The organism is Halobacillus sp. AWH4_228 (assembly GCF_056158365.1).
Map to the genome: position 1 here is coordinate 3,793,105 of NZ_JBSWTE010000001.1, position 15,436 is coordinate 3,808,540.

Genomic DNA, 15,436 nt, shown 5'->3' on the forward strand with positions numbered 1-15,436 from the left:
CTCCAAAATTAATAAACAAAAGGAATGAAGCGGTACCTTTTTCCACACCATTCCCTGTACATCTCGCCGTGTTCTTTCGTCAACATCGCTTCTTCGAGCCGGATTCTATGTAGTAAAGCGATCGTTATCAGTATGCCAAATAGAACAGCGGGATAGACATTGCCGGTTCCGAGACAAAAGCCGACAACAATGAAAAACAACCCTGTATACAAAGGATGACGCAGCAGCCGATAAGGTCCTGAACTCACGAGTCTGTCCCCTTTCCGTACCGCCACATTCCTTGTAAACTGCTCCTTCAAATGGAGAATCCCCCAATACCGGAGAGCCGTCCCTGAAGCATACAAGATCAGTCCTGTCCACCATACCCATTGGGCAGTGGTGATTCCCACCGCGCCTTCTCTTAATCCAAGAGAAGAACCGACGGTCAGGACAACAATGATAAAAATCAGCGGAAAGGAGCGGCGTTCCTGGTCACCACCGTCAGATCTGTCGTTTCGGAAAATAAAAAACTCCGCAATCCAGAAAACGGTCACCACCATAAAAAGCAGTTCAAAGACAGACAAAGCAGCCCCTCCTTTCCACATGCATAGCTGCTACTAAACTCCTTTTTCCCCTGTTCCTTCATCCGTAAACAGGTCTTGCCCATCCCAAAGAAGGGCTTTAGTATATAAAGAAAGAAAGGAGCATCAAGATGGAAGCATTTTATTGGATCTTCATCCTCTCCGCTGTAACCGCTACTTTTTTCGTGATTTTCAAAAAGTTATCAAGAGGAACCTACTGGACAGTCGCAATTCTCGCTCTCATCTATCTGGTCGTCCTTTCCTACAGCCTGCTTAACGGCCCTCGTTAACGCCGGTCTTCTCTGCGCTGTTTATTGATAGCCTCCCTGATGTGATAGAGCTCTGCATACATAGCCGTTACATAAACGAGCAGAATACTCAGAAACATGGAAAGGATAAAGGATGTTCCACCGAGATCGAACCCGAGAACAGCGGAAAAACCGACAACTGCCCCGATAATCACCCCGATGGCGGTTAAGTAGATAATTTTTTGAAATGTTACAGAATAAAACATGGGAACACTCACCTCTTCCTACTTTTATATCTATCTTCTACTATACCCCTGCAGGACTTTCCTTACACGTCGAGACGTGGATGATCCCCAGCGCTCCCTCCTTCCATTTGAAACAGAATGAAGCCCGGCACAGCAGACTTTTAGAAAATAAAAAAAGTGCAACCAAAAGGTTGCACTTTTTCAGTGTTCCGTTTATGCTTGCATACGTTGTGTTTCCTCATCCAATCCACCGTGCTTTTTCTCGGATTCAGCGACAACAACTGCACACGCAGCATCTCCAGTAATGTTAAGAGCTGTTCTTGTCATATCAAGAAGACGGTCAATACCGATAATCAACGCAATACCTTCGACCGGCAGGGATACCTGATTCAGTACCATGGCAAGCATGATCAGACCGACACCCGGCACTCCGGCCGTACCGATACTCGCAAGTACGGCAGTTAACACGACCATAATTAATGAAGTGAAAGATAAATCAGATCCATAAACCTGGGCGATGAAAATCGTCGCCACACCCTGCATAATTGCTGTCCCGTCCATGTTGATGGTGGCCCCGAGAGGCTGAACGAAACTACTGACAGGTTTAGGGACATTTAAGTTTTCCTGCGCCGTTTTCATAGAGATCGGCAGCGTGGAACTTGAACTGGATGTACTGAATCCAACCGTCATAGCAGGGAAAAACCCTTTGAAGAACGTAATCGGATTCATCTTACCCAGGAAGGATACAGCAGAACCGTACGTGACAATGGCATGGATGAACAGCCCGAGAAGGACGACAAACATATACATACCCATCGCACGCATACCGTCAATGCCCATTGTTCCGATAGCGGAAGCAAGAAGACCAAAAGCACCATACGGCGCAAAACGCATAATCAGATTAACGAGGAACATCATAATTTCGTTCCCCTGCTCCACCAGTTTATAGATCCCTTCTGTTTTCTTGCCGAGCATAGCAAGAGCAAAACCGATAAAGATCGCAAAGGCAATGATTTGCAGCATATTTCCATCCGTCATAGACTGGATCGGGTTGGTCGGAATAATGTTCGTAAAGGTTTCTACAACACCAGGTGCCTCCTGGGCTTCATACTCCGCATTAGCCGTACTGATATTAATATCGCCCGGCTGGAAGAGGTAGGCAAGCCCGATCGCAATGGAAATGGCGATCGTTGTTGTAGCTAGAAAGAAGCCGATGGTTTTCCCGCCGATTCTCCCCAGTTTCTTCGGATCACCCAGGGAAGCCGTTCCCAAAGTGATGGAGAAGAAGACAATCGGGACGACGAGCATCTTAATAAGATTTAAGAAGACGGTCCCCAATGGACTGAAAATATAGGCATCCAAAGTTGTAAATAGATCGGGTGCAGCTAAATGGAGACCCAGACCTACCGCAGCACCAAGGATTAAACCAATAAAAATCTTGGTTGTTAACTTCATGACGTAACCTCCTGAAAACAGATATGATAGCGCTTTCTTATTATTTCCTTCAAGCTTGATTTCTTAAAAAAAGTGAAAAAAACAGTCTTGAACCATTAAAAAAAGACGTACGCAGCGGGGCGTTTGTACCTCTTTGGGTGTGAGTGTGTAGGCGTAGTTTCGGACATTAACTATTGGCTGCAACCATGTGGATGGATCGTGCTTTATAGATTATAGCACAGAATGACTAAATTTTGAATAGAATTTGCTGGCAGTTTTTTATGCATCCGCATACTGGAGAGATTGCTGCGATTCACCGGCCGGAAGAACCGCTGTAGGACAGTCTTTACAGGATTATGAGAAATTTTAGAATATATTACAATTTTATAAAAATATAAAAGGCGTTGTATATTATATACAATCCATGCATAAAAAAACAGCCGCCTCTCAAGCGGCCGTTCTTATTAAAGAACCCCTTCACTTTCCCACTTCTTAAGTTCCCTCCGCAGAACCTTACCACTAATCTGTGTTTTAGGAAGCTCTTCTATAAATGCTATTTCCCTTGGCGCAGCGTGTGCCGCGAGCCCACTCTTCACGAAGATCCGGATTTCTTGCGCTAACTCTTCCGTTCCTTCATACTTCTCATTTAAAATGATATAGGCTTTGACGATTTCTCCGCGTACATCATCCGGTTTTCCGATGACTCCGGACTCTTTTACAGCAGGATGCTCCATCAGCTTGCTTTCAATTTCAAAAGGTCCGATCCTCTCTCCAGAAGAGTTGATCATATCATCACTCCGGCCCTGGAAGAAAATATAGCCGTCTTCATCCATATACGCAAGGTCACCAGCGAGATACCAGTCTCCTCCGAACGGGAAATACGTCTGATACTTTTCGGGATTTTTCCAAACTTCCTTCATCATGGACGGCCAGGATGCCTGTATGGCAAGATGGCCTGTTTTATTGGAGGGAAGCTCATTTCCATCATCATCCAGCACCGCTGCCTTTATTCCCGGTATCGGCCGGCCCATGGATCCAGGTTTGATGGTTCTCGTCGGCAGATTGGCTACAAGCTGGGCGCCTGTTTCCGTCATCCACCAAGTATCGTGGATTCTCAGGCTCCACGTTTCGTAAGCCCAGTGAATAACTTCCGGGTTCAACGGCTCTCCGACACTCAGGACATGTCGTAGTTTAGATAAGTCATAGTCTTTATGCAGACGTTCCGGCTGGGATTTCAGCATACGGAAAGCGGTCGGTGCGCTGTACCAGACGGTTACACCCGCGCGTTCCAGCACCTCATACCACGCTTCAGCAGAAAAGCGCCCTCCGTGAATGACTGTGGTCACCCCGTTCAACAGAGGAGCAAACACGCCGTATACCGTACCTGTCACCCAGCCAGGGTGGGCGGTACACCAATATATATCCGATTCATGGAGGTCCAGTACCCAGCGTCCTGTCTGGTACTGCTGGATCATATTACGGTGGGCATGGATGATGCCTTTCGGCTTCCCGGTAGAGCCGCTTGTGTAATGAATGTTTAAACCGTCTTCCAGATCGACCCATACCGTTTCGAGCTCCGGATCTTCCTTTTCCGCTTCTTTTATAATGGAAATGTAGTCCCCGCCCTGCCTGTCGGTAACAAAAATACTTTTCAGGCTTGGGATGTCCTCCCGAAGGACACGATCCAGAAAAGAGTGGTCGGTTATTAAATATTCCCCTTCACAGTCGTTGATCCTATCCTTTACGGCTTCTTCCATAAAGGCTTCAAACAATGGCCCGACGACAGCTCCCAGCTTGATGGCGGCCAGCATGGCAATATGACAGGAAGGATGCTTTGGGAGGAAAACAAAAACAAAATCCCCCTTCTTCACCCCATGCCTCTGAAGCACACGCGCCCATCGGTTCACTTCACGCTGAAGCTCGGCATACGTATAGGTGATTTCTTCTTCATCCGACAAATAATGCAGCGCGGTTTTGTTCCCTCTGCCTTCCGCCACGTGCCGGTCGACACACTCATAGGCCATATTCACCTTTCCGGTCTCGTGCCAGGTAAAGTTGGAATGAATATCCTTCCAATGAAATGGAGCGCCTTCCCTCCATTCGCGTCCGACTTGGTAGTCTCCCTTCTCCGGAGGGATTGTCGCGTTTGTCATAGATGTACCTCCTTATCGTTTCGTAAAGTCCAGTTCCTTGAGGATCTGCTCTTTCAATTCACCTAGAACGGCATCGCCACGCTTTCTCGGCTTCGGCCTCTGGATGAACAGTTCCGACTCGATCTGTCCCGGCTGCCCTCTCATGATGACAATGCGGTCACACAGATATAGAGCTTCATCAATATCGTGAGTCACAAGGAGTGTTGTCGTATGGTGTTTCTCCCATATAGAAAGCAGAAGGTCCTGCAGCTGCATTTTCGTAAAAGCATCCAGGGCACTGAAGGGTTCATCAAGGAGAAGGATGTCAGGCTGGCTGAGCAGCGACCTTGCGATAGCAGCCCGCTGTGCCATACCACCGGATAAGTCCTTTGGATAATGATGTTCAAACCCCTTTAATCCTACAGTTTCTATCAGTTCCAAGGCGGGCTCCTTTTTGGACGGCCTGGAAAAACCGAACGTGACGTTGTCAAGGACATCCAGCCACGGCATCAGACGCGGTTCTTGAAACATCATCCCAAAGGCACTCTCACGGTTTTCAGACTTTGTCTGGATGCTCCCTTCGTACTCCTGATCCAGACCGGAAAGAACACGAAGAAGCGTACTCTTCCCACATCCACTCGTGCCGAGCACTCCGACAACTTCTCCTCTTTTTACCTGTAAATCTATATTTTCAAATCCTGTCGTTCCGGATTGGAACGTTCGTGACACTTGATTGACTGCCAGCACATGGATCGTTCCTTTCTGTCAGGCATTTTCTAAATTATCCTGCCACTTCAATGCTCTCGTCTGTATTCTCTTCAATATTTCATCCGTAACCTTGCCGAAAACAGCAAAGAGCAGGATGCTTCCTATAACAAGGGCAGGGGCAGACGTATTCTGACCGTACACCATCAAATAACCAAGTCCCTGGCTGGCACCCAGCAGCTCAGCGGCCACTACGAACATCCAGCCGAGGCTGAGACCGCTCCTGAGACCAACGATGAAAGATGGAAGCGCGGCAGGAAGAATGATTTTTTTAATCTGCTGCAGACTCGTAAAGTGATAGATACGCCCGACTTCGATCAGTTTACGATCGACTCCCTGAATGCCTGACGTTAAATTTAAATACACAGGGAAAAATACCCCTACAGCAACAAGCGTAATTTTCGACGCTTCACCGATGCCGATCCAAAGGACGAACAAAGGCACCCAGGCAAGCGATGGGATCGCTCTAAGGGCCTGGAGCATCGGATCAAGCAGCTGACGGGCGATCCGGCTGTACCCTGTAGCCGCCCCCAGTACAACAGCCGCGGCCAGACCAGCAAGAAATCCTGCAAAAACACGGTAGAGGGTGATGCTGATGTGCCCCCACAATTCCCCTTCCTGTGCCATGCCGGTCATTTCTTCAACGACAGCTGTTGGAGAAGGAAGCAGGTAAGGAGCCACCCATCCCGCCCGGGAAGCTGTTTCCCACAGAATAAGGATGAGCACCGGGAGGACCAGCCCTAACAACGCCCCTCCCCACTTCCTTTTAGGAGCCGGTTTGATTTTCGTTCGCTGCACAGCTGGTGATGAAACAGCAGCTTCTGTACGACTGGACATCGTTGGACCTCCTTATTCAATCACTTCTTCTGCAAATTCCGGCCGGACAAGATCTTCCGTCAACTGATCAATATCCACATCCGGTTTGATCACTTCTTCTTCCTGAAGGACCGTGCCGGCTCCTTGAATCGTTTCTTTTAAAGCAGCTCCCGGAACAGGATCCGACAGGTCGTTGCGATCCAGGCTTTTCTTCGCTACCTCAAGATCGAGATTGGCTTCCTCGGCCAGAATTTCAGCGGCTTCATCCGGGTGTTCTATCGTCCACTCCCGCGCTTTTTCGTAGGCTTTAATCACATCTTTGACGACGTCAGGATGGTCATCCGCAAACGCAGAGCGGACGTTCAACGTTCCGTACGTATTGAATTCAGGCGTACGGTAAAACAACTCTGCCCCTGCTTCCAGTTCATTACGTGCCATGTGGGGATCAAGCCCTGCCCATGCATCGACATTGCCGGAGTTCAAGGCAGAAGCCCCTTCGGGATGCTGCAGATTGACAAGCTCAATATCATCCACACTCAGTCCGTGGTCCTTTAAAGCACGAACAAGAAAAATATAAGGGTCGGTTCCAAGCGTGGCGGCGACTTTCTTCCCTTTTAAATCCTCTACAGTAGATATGCCAGAATCCGGATTCGTGACTAAAGCCGTCCATTCCGGCTTGGAATAGAGATAGACGGATTCTACAGGAGCATTATTCGCTTTAGCCATCAACGCGGCTGCTCCGGCTGTAGAACCAAAATCAACGCTGCTTGAATTCAAAAACTCAAGCGCCTTGTTGCTTCCCTGGCTGAGCACCCATTCCACTTCGATGCCCAGTTCTTCAAACGCTTCCTCGGCCCATCCCTTTTCTTTCAAGACCAGACTGGTTGGAGAGTAGTAGGCATAATCAAGGGTTACCTTATCCGGCTGATCCTCCTGACCTTCGGCATTACTTGAACAACCGGCAAGCCCGATGGCGGCCGCTGCACTGAGGACAGCTATGGCTTTTTTCCAATTCATCTTTTTACCCCTTCCCCTATTTAAATTTCGCATGCGTACGTATCTATGCTTCCGCGCAGCCGCTGTGCTTCTTTGTAGGTACAACGGTTATGGACAACTTCCAGACCTGCTTCACTGGCAATTTCCGCTGCTTTTGGAGAAATGACACCTTCCTGGAGCCAGAACACACCAGGCTGGATGTCCGCTGCTTCCCGGGCAATCTCAATGGCGGCCTCAGGGCTGCGGAACACCTGGACGACGTCGATGCTGAATGGGATCGATCTCAAATCCGGGTAAGCTTTCTCGCCAAGCACCTCCTCCTCCCGAGGGTTCACCGGGACGATCTGATACCCGAGCCGCTGCATTTTTCTTGCGAGTCGGTGACTCGGACGGGAAGGCTTTCCACTGAGACCGACGACAGCCAGGCGTTTCGGACGTGTTTCTCCTCCTTCTGTAATCTTCGCAGAGCTGAGCGCCCACTTGATGACACCTTCATCATTCTCTGTGATTGCCCGCTTTCCGGAATCATTGCCTGTTGCCTTGGCAATGGCCCGATCCAGGTCATTGATTAAATCCTTGCTGGATTCGAGTCCGATGGAAAGACGAATCAGCTCTTCCGTCACTCCGGTCGCCGCAAGCTCTTCAACAGAAAGCTGCTGGTGGGTCGTAGACGCCGGGTGGATGATCAGAGATTTCGCATCGCCGACATTGGCGACATGGGACCACAACGAGATGTTGTTGATCACCTGACTCCCAGCTTCTCTGCCTCCTTTGATTCCAAATACGACAATGGAACCGTAGCCGCCCTCTAAATATTGATTGGCCAGTTCATGGGCCGGATGGTTTTTCAAGCCGGGGTAGGAAACCCACTCCACATCGGGGTGTTCCGCCAAGTATTCAGCCACTTCCCGGGCATTATCTGAATGACGTTCCACCCGCAAATGTAGCGTTTCAAGTCCCTGGAGCAGAAGGAAAGCGTTCTGCGGACTGAGGCAGGAGCCAAAGTCACGAAGCAGCTGAACCCTGAGTTTTGTAATGTAGGCGAGCGTGCCGAAATCGGCTGTATAAACGATCCCGTTGTAGCTCGGATCCGGCTCTGTGAAAACAGGGAACTTTCCATTGCCCCAGTCAAACTGCCCGCCGTCGACAACGACGCCGCCGATAGCTGTTCCATGGCCACCAATCCATTTCGTGGCCGAATGGACGACAATGTCAGCTCCGTGTTCAATCGGACGGCACGTGTAAGGTGTGGCAAACGTGTTATCGACGATCAATGGAACCTGATGTTCATGGGCAATGGCGGACACCTTCTCAAAATCAAGCACGTGAAGACTCGGGTTGCCGATGGTCTCAGCGAAGACGGCCTTCGTATTCTCATTGATGGCCTGTCTGAAATTGTCCGGATCGACCGGGTCAACAAAATGAACATTAATGCCATACCGCGGTAAAGTGTTGGCGAATAAATTATAAGTTCCGCCGTATAAATTGGATGCTGCCACGACTTCATCTCCTGCACCAGCTACATTCAAAATGGCCAGTGCAATGGCGGACATGCCTGAAGCCGTCGCTACCGAGGCTACTCCGCCTTCCAGAAGAGCCATGCGTTTTTCGAATACGTCCACCGTCGGATTTCCGAGCCGGGAGTAAATATTCCCCGGTTCATCGAGGGCAAAAAGGCTCTGGGCGTGATCGGTATCATGAAACACATAGGATGTGGTCTGGTAAATCGGAACGGCCCTTGAACCGGTCGTAGGATCTGGTGACTGTCCACCGTGCAGAGAAATGGTATCAATATCGTAGCCTTCAAAAGAGTTGGTCATTGTATGGCCTCCTAAAGTTTATTATTCTCATCATTTTAATCAGTTTTAAAAAGAAACTGGTCCTTACAGCGTCTTTATCCATGCAAAAAGCCCTCTTCCATATAAGAAGAGGGCTGAACGTGCTGATATCCTCCTCTTATCTACCAGATCCATGATCTGTAGGACTTGGCACCTTTTCAAACCGATGTTTGAAGGTTGCCGGGCTTCACAGGGCCTATTCCCTCAGCCGCTCTTAATAAGAGTACTAGTTATTTAATTTTGATTATGTTGTGAATTATAGCTGACCATCTGCATCAATGTCAATAACATTCTGAATTTTTATTTTATTGAAGCGTCAATGGTTCTTTTCAGCTGATGAATGATATCTTCATCGCTCTCAATTCCTATGGATAAGCGGATGACGTAATCGTTCACTCCGATTTTTTCACGTTCAGTTTCTGACAGAGCCCTGTGCGACGTACGGACAGGGTAGGACACAGTTGTCTGGACACCAGCGAGTGTCGGTGCAATTTTGATCCATCCAAGAGATTTGAAAAAGGCTTCCACATCCACGCTCTCATTGAGCTCGATGGTAACAATCGCTCCATGACCACGTTCAGATACGTATTCAGGATAAAACACCTTTTTAACCCCAATATGCTCCCGAAGTGCCTCTGCAACACTTTTTGCATTCGCAGACTGTTGTTTCATCCGGAGTGCAAGGGTTTTGGCTCCTCTCTGGGTCAACCAAGCTTCAAACGGACTTAAATTTGCTCCAAGAGTCACGATTTTCTGGGCTGCTTTGGAAATCAATGCTTCCGAACCGGCAAGGACGCCGCACGTGACATCACTATGACCGCCTATGTATTTCGTTGCACTGTGCACAACAAGGTCCACTCCATACTGATAGGGCTGGACAAGATAGGGGGTGGCGAATGTATTATCCACCATCGTCTTTATGCCGTGTTTTTGAGCGAGACTGCTCAGACCTTTCAAGTCTTCCACGCGTAGGAACGGGTTGGAAATCGATTCCGTATAAAGCAGATGGGTATGAGGCTGGATGGATTTCTCCACCTCGTCCAAATTGTTAAAGGATACCATGGTGACGTCGATTCCGAAGGATGGCAGTTCTTTAGTCAGGAGTTTGTGCGTACCTCCATACACATCTTCTGCGGCTACAATATGGCCTCCGGGTTCAACAGCCGCCAGAATGCCTGCAAGGATGGCTGACATTCCTGAGGAGGAAGCGACTCCAGATGGAGCACCTTCGAGCTCAGCAACCGTTCCCGCAAGTTCATCGGTATTCGGATTTTTTTCTCTTGTATATAAGTATGGACTTTCCCCTTCATAGTAACTTTCCAGATGGTCCAGGTCCTTGAAGGTAAAGGCGGATGTCTGATAAATCGGTGTCGTCTTGCTGTTATGCACCTGTGATTGATCCTGTTTATGGTGGACAATTTTTGTTTCAAAGCTTGGGTGTGTCATTCGTCGACTCCTTTCTGATCACTTAATCAAAAATTATATCGATGGAGAGGTGTTATTGTCAAAGTTTTTCGACATATTCAGACAAAGCCTTCAGCAACTGGCTTTGATAGGCAGGGGTATGAGGAACAAATGATTCCGCCTTCATAGTTTCTGATTCCCCGGTGCAAATCGAAACACCTGCAGCCACTTCCCTCTCTCCCGTCATTAAGAAGGATAACTGATCCAGAGGGATGGCAAGAACGTCAGCCACTTCAACTCCCACCGGCATATCCCCGCCAGGCCAATGATAGAAAAACAACCGGCAGATTTCCCGGTCCACCTTGTCTTTCCCAATCAATTCCTCCTTCACATATCCTGCCGGTGTTAAAGCAGAACGTTCCAGTGACAGCCCCAATTCTTCCTGAATTTCGCGCAGTCCCCCTTTCATCAATCCCTCTCCTGCTTCGATGTGTCCGGCGGCCGTTATATCATATAAGCCGGGATAATCTTCTTTATCAAAGGCCCTTTTCTGCATCAGCACATGCCACTTTGTATCGATTTTATTTACAAACCAGCAGTGAAACGTTTCGTGCCAGTCTCCATCTCTGTGAACCTCCCCGCGTGCCTTAACACCCGTTTTTTCTTCCTTTTCATTAAAAATATCCAGCATTTCCTCCATCTCTTAAGCCCCTCTCCCTATATACGGATCTTTCTGTGATTACGATCTATGATATCCAGAAGTTTAATTTAACAGCAAGGAGGAAATCTTAAACAAAAGGAGGTGGAACGATGAGCGAAAAGAAAACACGCCGCGGCCGTGTCGAACGATCGAATGAGGCGGCAGAAGCTTTTAACCGGTCAGCAAAATTCAATCAGGCTTTCTCCCACGAGCCCCCGCAAGCCTTACAGGAAGATCATAACCATTCGGAAGGAGACTCCCTGCTCCATCATTACTCCGATGACGAAAAATGACCTGCGTTTATCCGCGGGTTATTTTTATGACCTCTCAAAAATATAGAAAATTCTGTTAGTATAGAAGGGAGCGTGACAAGCATGATGAAAGGGTGAATTCACCATGGGGGAAAACATAGGAAAATGGAAGTGGCTCATCATTGGCGCTGTCCTGACCCTTTTTGCAGGAGGTACATACATTTATACAGGTTCTCAAGACTCCTCCAAATTGGTTCACGAAGAAGACGGTTCCTTACATAGAAAAGCCAAGCCTGTCGATATGGAAGACGTTCCTGGCAGCTGGAAGGAAATCGAGTCAGAGGAGCGTCTTCACGAGTTTTTTGAAGAGCGCATTCCGGGCCTGGCCCTTGCACGGGAAGAAGGGCTGACCACAACAACCGAAGCTTCGGCTTCGCTGCCGGGACGCGACGGCAGGGCTCAGATTTACGAAGTGTGGCATGGGGAACAATTCATCCACTTCTTGTACCGTATTGATTTATCTGCCCTCGTTTCTGAGACGGAGGAAACGGAGGGGATCGGGAATATGCCGTCGCTGCATTCCATCCATATGAAAGCGACAGAGGATAACGGTGCCCAGACATTGGACCTCAGGCAGGATGGGGTTGGTAACCAGGAAGCTGTGATCTACGAAAACCGCCTGTATGGAGCAGTCTCCACCCCTCCGGTCAATGACCCTTGGGAACTAAATGATTTTGAGACGAAGGTTGAAGAGGTTAACCGGACGGTTCCCACATCCCTGACCTTTCAAATGGACGGCGAGACCTATGAAACAGAAGCCGCACCTGTTTCTTATGTATACAATGAGGAAGCGAATATCTTGAAAACATTCACCACCACCGGGACCTACGAAAAAGATGGTCTTGTCATTGAACCCGAAGAAGTCCAAGTCCGAGCATCCTATGGAAAAGTGAGAATGGCCATTGAAGATGAAGATGATGTGTTCAATCATACGATGAATTCCTACTTTAAGATGGACACAGGCGAGAAGATCCCGGTATTTCTCGGTTATGATCAGGAAGAGAACGCCGGCACTTATGAAGGGCGGTTTCAACCATTAGGAGAGATTCCTGAAGAGCTTACGCTTGTTGTAGAAGATATCCACCTTAAGGAAGATGCCTCTTATTCGTTTACTGTAGATATAGACCATATGGACTTGAACGCGTCTACTTCTAAACGGATCAGCGAAAAAATCGGAGAAGCGCGCCAAACGGATATTTACCTGGACAGCGTGGAAACAACAAGTGACCAGCACATGAGCTTGGAATTGAGCTACAGCCCGCACGACTACCACCAAAACGAAAAGCTGGTCGGAGAATCCTTTCATCCCCTTCCTGCATCAGAACAAGGACAAGAAGAACCTTCTTCTTTCGTTTCTGTTCTGGGAGATAACGGCCAGGAAGTCCAGGCCGATTATGCAGGTACCGATGGGATGGCCACGATATCTTTCCCGACCAACAACTTTCAGGAAGCCTCGACGCTCACTATTACCGTCAACCAGATGGTGTATGGAAAAGAAGTCGACACGACATTTGATTTGAAACCCCAATAAGAAAGCAGAGGCACAGCTTTACAGGAACTCTGAACCTTCTCTTTGCGCACTAACGTCCATAAGAAGAAAGTACTTTGTTCCCATGATTGAGATGATGAAAGAGGTGACGTAGAGCTTATCGGTGGTGACGCCTGCGGCAGGCACCCACCGATAAGCGGAACGTGACCACCTACACGCTGTAGGAGCATGACCCCGGGATGAAAAAAGTATCTTTCCAGCAAGCTGAAAGCAGAGGCACAGCCTCTGCTTTTATAATGCGTCTATGAATTGAGATGCGGCTTCATTGAAACGGTCATAGTGAGTCGCAGGTGTCTGATGATAGGCGTCCTCGATGACGACCATCTTCGCCTGCGGACACGCCTGATAAAAATGACTGTGTTCACTGATCCAGAACTCCTTGCTCCCATAAACCAGAAGCAGCGGCTGCCTTAAGTTCTCCAGCCGGTGGCTGCAGTCATAATGAAGTGCCCGGTCATAAAAGGCATGCCATGCTTCCGGATCCGACTTCGCCATATGTTCATTCAGCTCCCGCTTCAGTTTTTCATCCCTGAAATGAGAATGACTTAACAGCTTAGCGAGGGTTTCAGGGCTCTTCTCCACCCAGTACATCCCCCCGTGGAACTCAAAACGGAGCCCGCCGGTTTCAACTTTTGGAAATCCTCCTGCAAGAATGACTGCTCTGGCTCGTTCAGGGTAGGTCAAAGCCGTCTCCTGAGCCACCATCCCTCCGCATGAATAGCCGGCGATGACAGCAGATTCCAGCTGGAGATGATCCAGCAGACTGATCACTTCCCTTGCATACCAGGTAATGTCAGGGGAGTGTGTTACCACATCAGAATCTCCGTTCCCACTCAAATCCGGTAGAAGGATGCGGTACTTTGCTGCCAGCTCGTGCTGCATTTTAAACACCATCCGTCCCATTCCCGGCGGATGGATGAAAACGACCGGCTGCCCTTCCCCTGAATCCTCATAAAACAATGCTTTTCCGGAATGGCTGTCCGTATAATAAGGCATACCCTGTCACTCCCTGATCGAATATCATGGACCCTTAGGATTCCCTGGACTGAAAGGGTTATACAAGCAGGTATATTTGTCCAATTTAAGAACAGTCCCTCAGCCGATTGACACGTTGTTTAAGGCGGTCGTAAACTAGAAGAGACTTTATAACCTGGAAGGAGAAACCTATGAAGCGCTTGTTACTCTTAGGCGGATTGCTCAGCCTCGCCCTTATACTAGCGGCCTGTGGATCCAGCGAATTGGAAGATACATTGGACTGGGAGATCCAGTCATTCGAAGGGACCACCCAGAATGGGGAATCTTTTTCCACTGATGAACTGGAAGGCGAAGTATGGCTGGCGGACTTCATTTTCACCAACTGCAACACAGTCTGCCCGCCTATGACAAGAAACATGGTGAAAGTGAAAGAAATGTTGAAAGAAGAAGGCGTGGATGTACATAGTGTCTCATTCAGTGTAGACCCGACCGTCGACACACCAGACAAGTTGAAGGAGTTCGGAAGCAAATACGGCGTGGATGAATCCAACTGGACATTTTTGACGGAATATACACAGGAAGAGATTCAAGACTTTGCACGGGAAAGCTTCAAAGCCTCTGTTTTAAAGACGGAGGGCAATGACCAGGTCACCCACGGTACATCCTTTTACTTAGTAGGAGAAGACGGGAAAGTCCTGAAAAAATATAGAGGGGACACCGACGTTCCTTTCGAACAGATTGTCGAAGATACGAAAACCGCCGTGGATTCATAAACAAGAAGCCGCTCTCCTCATAGAGAGCGGCTTCAGCTTGTAGAGAAACCTCTGTTTCTTTACAAGCTTTTTTTGTTTCTTACCGCCAGGAGCGAAAGCCCCTTCCCTTTCCGCGGACGAGCGCCCGAGCTTCCTCGCAAAACCCACGCTCGGTGATCTCGGACCACTCGTTCTTCCGCAGGAGTGGAAGGGGCACCGCTCCTTGGAAGTTCTTTAAAATTGAAAAAGACTCTCCTCCACCCCGCTCACCCTTGCTGGATGGAGGACAATCTTTTTCATATTCCGGCAGGCAGCCGTCATCAGCGCCTGTTCTTTCCCTTTTTCTTTTCCACGCAAGCGGCCATAGCGCAGCTCGTGCCGTTCTTTTGAATCCGCGAACCTGCTTCGTGCACAATCTCTCTCCTCTATATTCTACCGTCGATGAGGAGCGTTCGGTGGTGATGCCTGCGGGAACAGCACAGGCCGAAGATCCACTTGGGCAGGCGGCCTTCCTGACCAAGTTAGCTGAGGGCGTGCCCGCGGCATTCATCCACCAATAAGCGGAATGTGACCCTTTACACGACTAATGGACAACTCTAACTGGTTAACACAGTCTTTTTCTACAGCCAAAAGCCGCTCTCCTTATAGGGAGAGCGGCTTTTCTTTCGGCAGGCGTCCTTCCTGACCAAGTCAGTTGAATACCTGCCCACG

At 48.8% G+C, this 15,436-nt stretch carries 15 protein-coding genes, 1 pseudogene and 1 riboswitch; of the genes and pseudogenes, 4 read left to right on the top strand and 12 right to left on the bottom strand.

From position 1 onward, the window contains the following. Positions 1-8 precede the first annotated feature (8 nt). Positions 9-563, bottom strand: coding sequence for a methyltransferase family protein (locus ACXADP_RS19555; RefSeq protein WP_474972262.1), 555 nt, complete (start codon positions 561-563; stop codon positions 9-11). Between the two features lie 128 nt (positions 564-691). On the opposite strand from ACXADP_RS19555, the gene ACXADP_RS19560 reads away from it, so the two are divergent. After that, entirely contained in the window at positions 692-850 is a 159-nt protein-coding gene (locus ACXADP_RS19560; protein ID WP_474972263.1) for a hypothetical protein, read from the top strand. Here ACXADP_RS19560 and ACXADP_RS19565 read toward each other — a convergent pair. The 9 genes from ACXADP_RS19565 to ACXADP_RS19605 all read right to left on the bottom strand — a co-directional run bounded on the left by ACXADP_RS19565 (position 847) and on the right by ACXADP_RS19605 (position 11,138). Beyond that, positions 847-1,074, bottom strand: a complete 228-nt coding sequence (locus ACXADP_RS19565) for a hypothetical protein (protein ID WP_474967123.1) — start codon at positions 1,072-1,074, stop codon at positions 847-849. The genes ACXADP_RS19560 and ACXADP_RS19565 overlap by 4 nt on opposite strands. Positions 1,075-1,266: 192 nt before the next feature. Then, positions 1,267-2,508 (bottom strand): dicarboxylate/amino acid:cation symporter, encoded by a 1,242-nt coding sequence (locus ACXADP_RS19570; protein WP_474972264.1) that lies wholly within the window; start codon positions 2,506-2,508, stop codon positions 1,267-1,269. A 443-nt stretch (positions 2,509-2,951) separates the two neighbouring features. Further along, positions 2,952-4,640 (bottom strand): acetate--CoA ligase, encoded by a 1,689-nt coding sequence (gene acsA / locus ACXADP_RS19575; protein ID WP_474972265.1) that lies wholly within the window; start codon positions 4,638-4,640, stop codon positions 2,952-2,954. A gap of 12 nt (positions 4,641-4,652) precedes the next feature. Next, positions 4,653-5,366 carry an ABC transporter ATP-binding protein gene (locus ACXADP_RS19580; protein ID WP_474967120.1) on the bottom strand — a complete coding sequence of 238 codons (714 nt, stop codon included), beginning with the start codon at positions 5,364-5,366 and terminating at the stop codon, positions 4,653-4,655. An 18-nt stretch (positions 5,367-5,384) separates the two neighbouring features. Next, the gene (locus tag ACXADP_RS19585) at positions 5,385-6,221 is read right to left on the bottom strand and encodes an ABC transporter permease (protein WP_474967119.1); all 837 of its coding nucleotides are present in this window, start codon (positions 6,219-6,221) and stop codon (positions 5,385-5,387) included. Between the two features lie 12 nt (positions 6,222-6,233). Then, a complete protein-coding gene (locus tag ACXADP_RS19590; protein WP_474972266.1) occupies positions 6,234-7,217 on the bottom strand; it encodes an aliphatic sulfonate ABC transporter substrate-binding protein in 984 nt (327 codons plus the stop codon). A 20-nt stretch (positions 7,218-7,237) separates the two neighbouring features. Next, positions 7,238-9,016, bottom strand: coding sequence for a PLP-dependent aspartate aminotransferase family protein (locus ACXADP_RS19595; RefSeq protein WP_474972267.1), 1,779 nt, complete (start codon positions 9,014-9,016; stop codon positions 7,238-7,240). 133 nt (positions 9,017-9,149) lie between these two features. Next, positions 9,150-9,258: riboswitch (SAM riboswitch) on the bottom strand. Positions 9,259-9,334: 76 nt separating this feature from the next. Next, entirely contained in the window at positions 9,335-10,480 is a 1,146-nt protein-coding gene (locus ACXADP_RS19600; protein WP_474972268.1) for a trans-sulfuration enzyme family protein, read from the bottom strand. 58 nt (positions 10,481-10,538) lie between these two features. Continuing rightward, positions 10,539-11,138, bottom strand: a complete 600-nt coding sequence (locus ACXADP_RS19605) for an NUDIX hydrolase (protein ID WP_474972269.1) — start codon at positions 11,136-11,138, stop codon at positions 10,539-10,541. A gap of 110 nt (positions 11,139-11,248) precedes the next feature. Between ACXADP_RS19605 and ACXADP_RS19610 the strand changes: the two genes are divergently transcribed. After that, positions 11,249-11,431 (top strand): hypothetical protein, encoded by a 183-nt coding sequence (locus ACXADP_RS19610; protein WP_474972270.1) that lies wholly within the window; start codon positions 11,249-11,251, stop codon positions 11,429-11,431. Positions 11,432-11,534: 103 nt separating this feature from the next. Next, positions 11,535-12,980, top strand: a complete 1,446-nt coding sequence (locus ACXADP_RS19615) for a hypothetical protein (protein ID WP_474967113.1) — start codon at positions 11,535-11,537, stop codon at positions 12,978-12,980. A 249-nt stretch (positions 12,981-13,229) separates the two neighbouring features. Here ACXADP_RS19615 and ACXADP_RS19620 read toward each other — a convergent pair whose 3' ends face one another. Further along, complete coding sequence (locus ACXADP_RS19620) at positions 13,230-13,994, bottom strand: alpha/beta fold hydrolase (protein WP_474967112.1); 765 nt, start codon at positions 13,992-13,994, stop codon at positions 13,230-13,232. A gap of 170 nt (positions 13,995-14,164) precedes the next feature. Here ACXADP_RS19620 and ACXADP_RS19625 point away from each other — a divergent pair, with 170 nt between their 5' ends. Next, complete coding sequence (locus ACXADP_RS19625) at positions 14,165-14,746, top strand: SCO family protein (protein WP_474972271.1); 582 nt, start codon at positions 14,165-14,167, stop codon at positions 14,744-14,746. A gap of 213 nt (positions 14,747-14,959) precedes the next feature. Here ACXADP_RS19625 and ACXADP_RS19630 read toward each other — a convergent pair. Next, a pseudogene (locus ACXADP_RS19630) lies at positions 14,960-15,124 on the bottom strand (IS5/IS1182 family transposase); the annotation flags it as partial. Positions 15,125-15,436 lie beyond the last annotated feature (312 nt).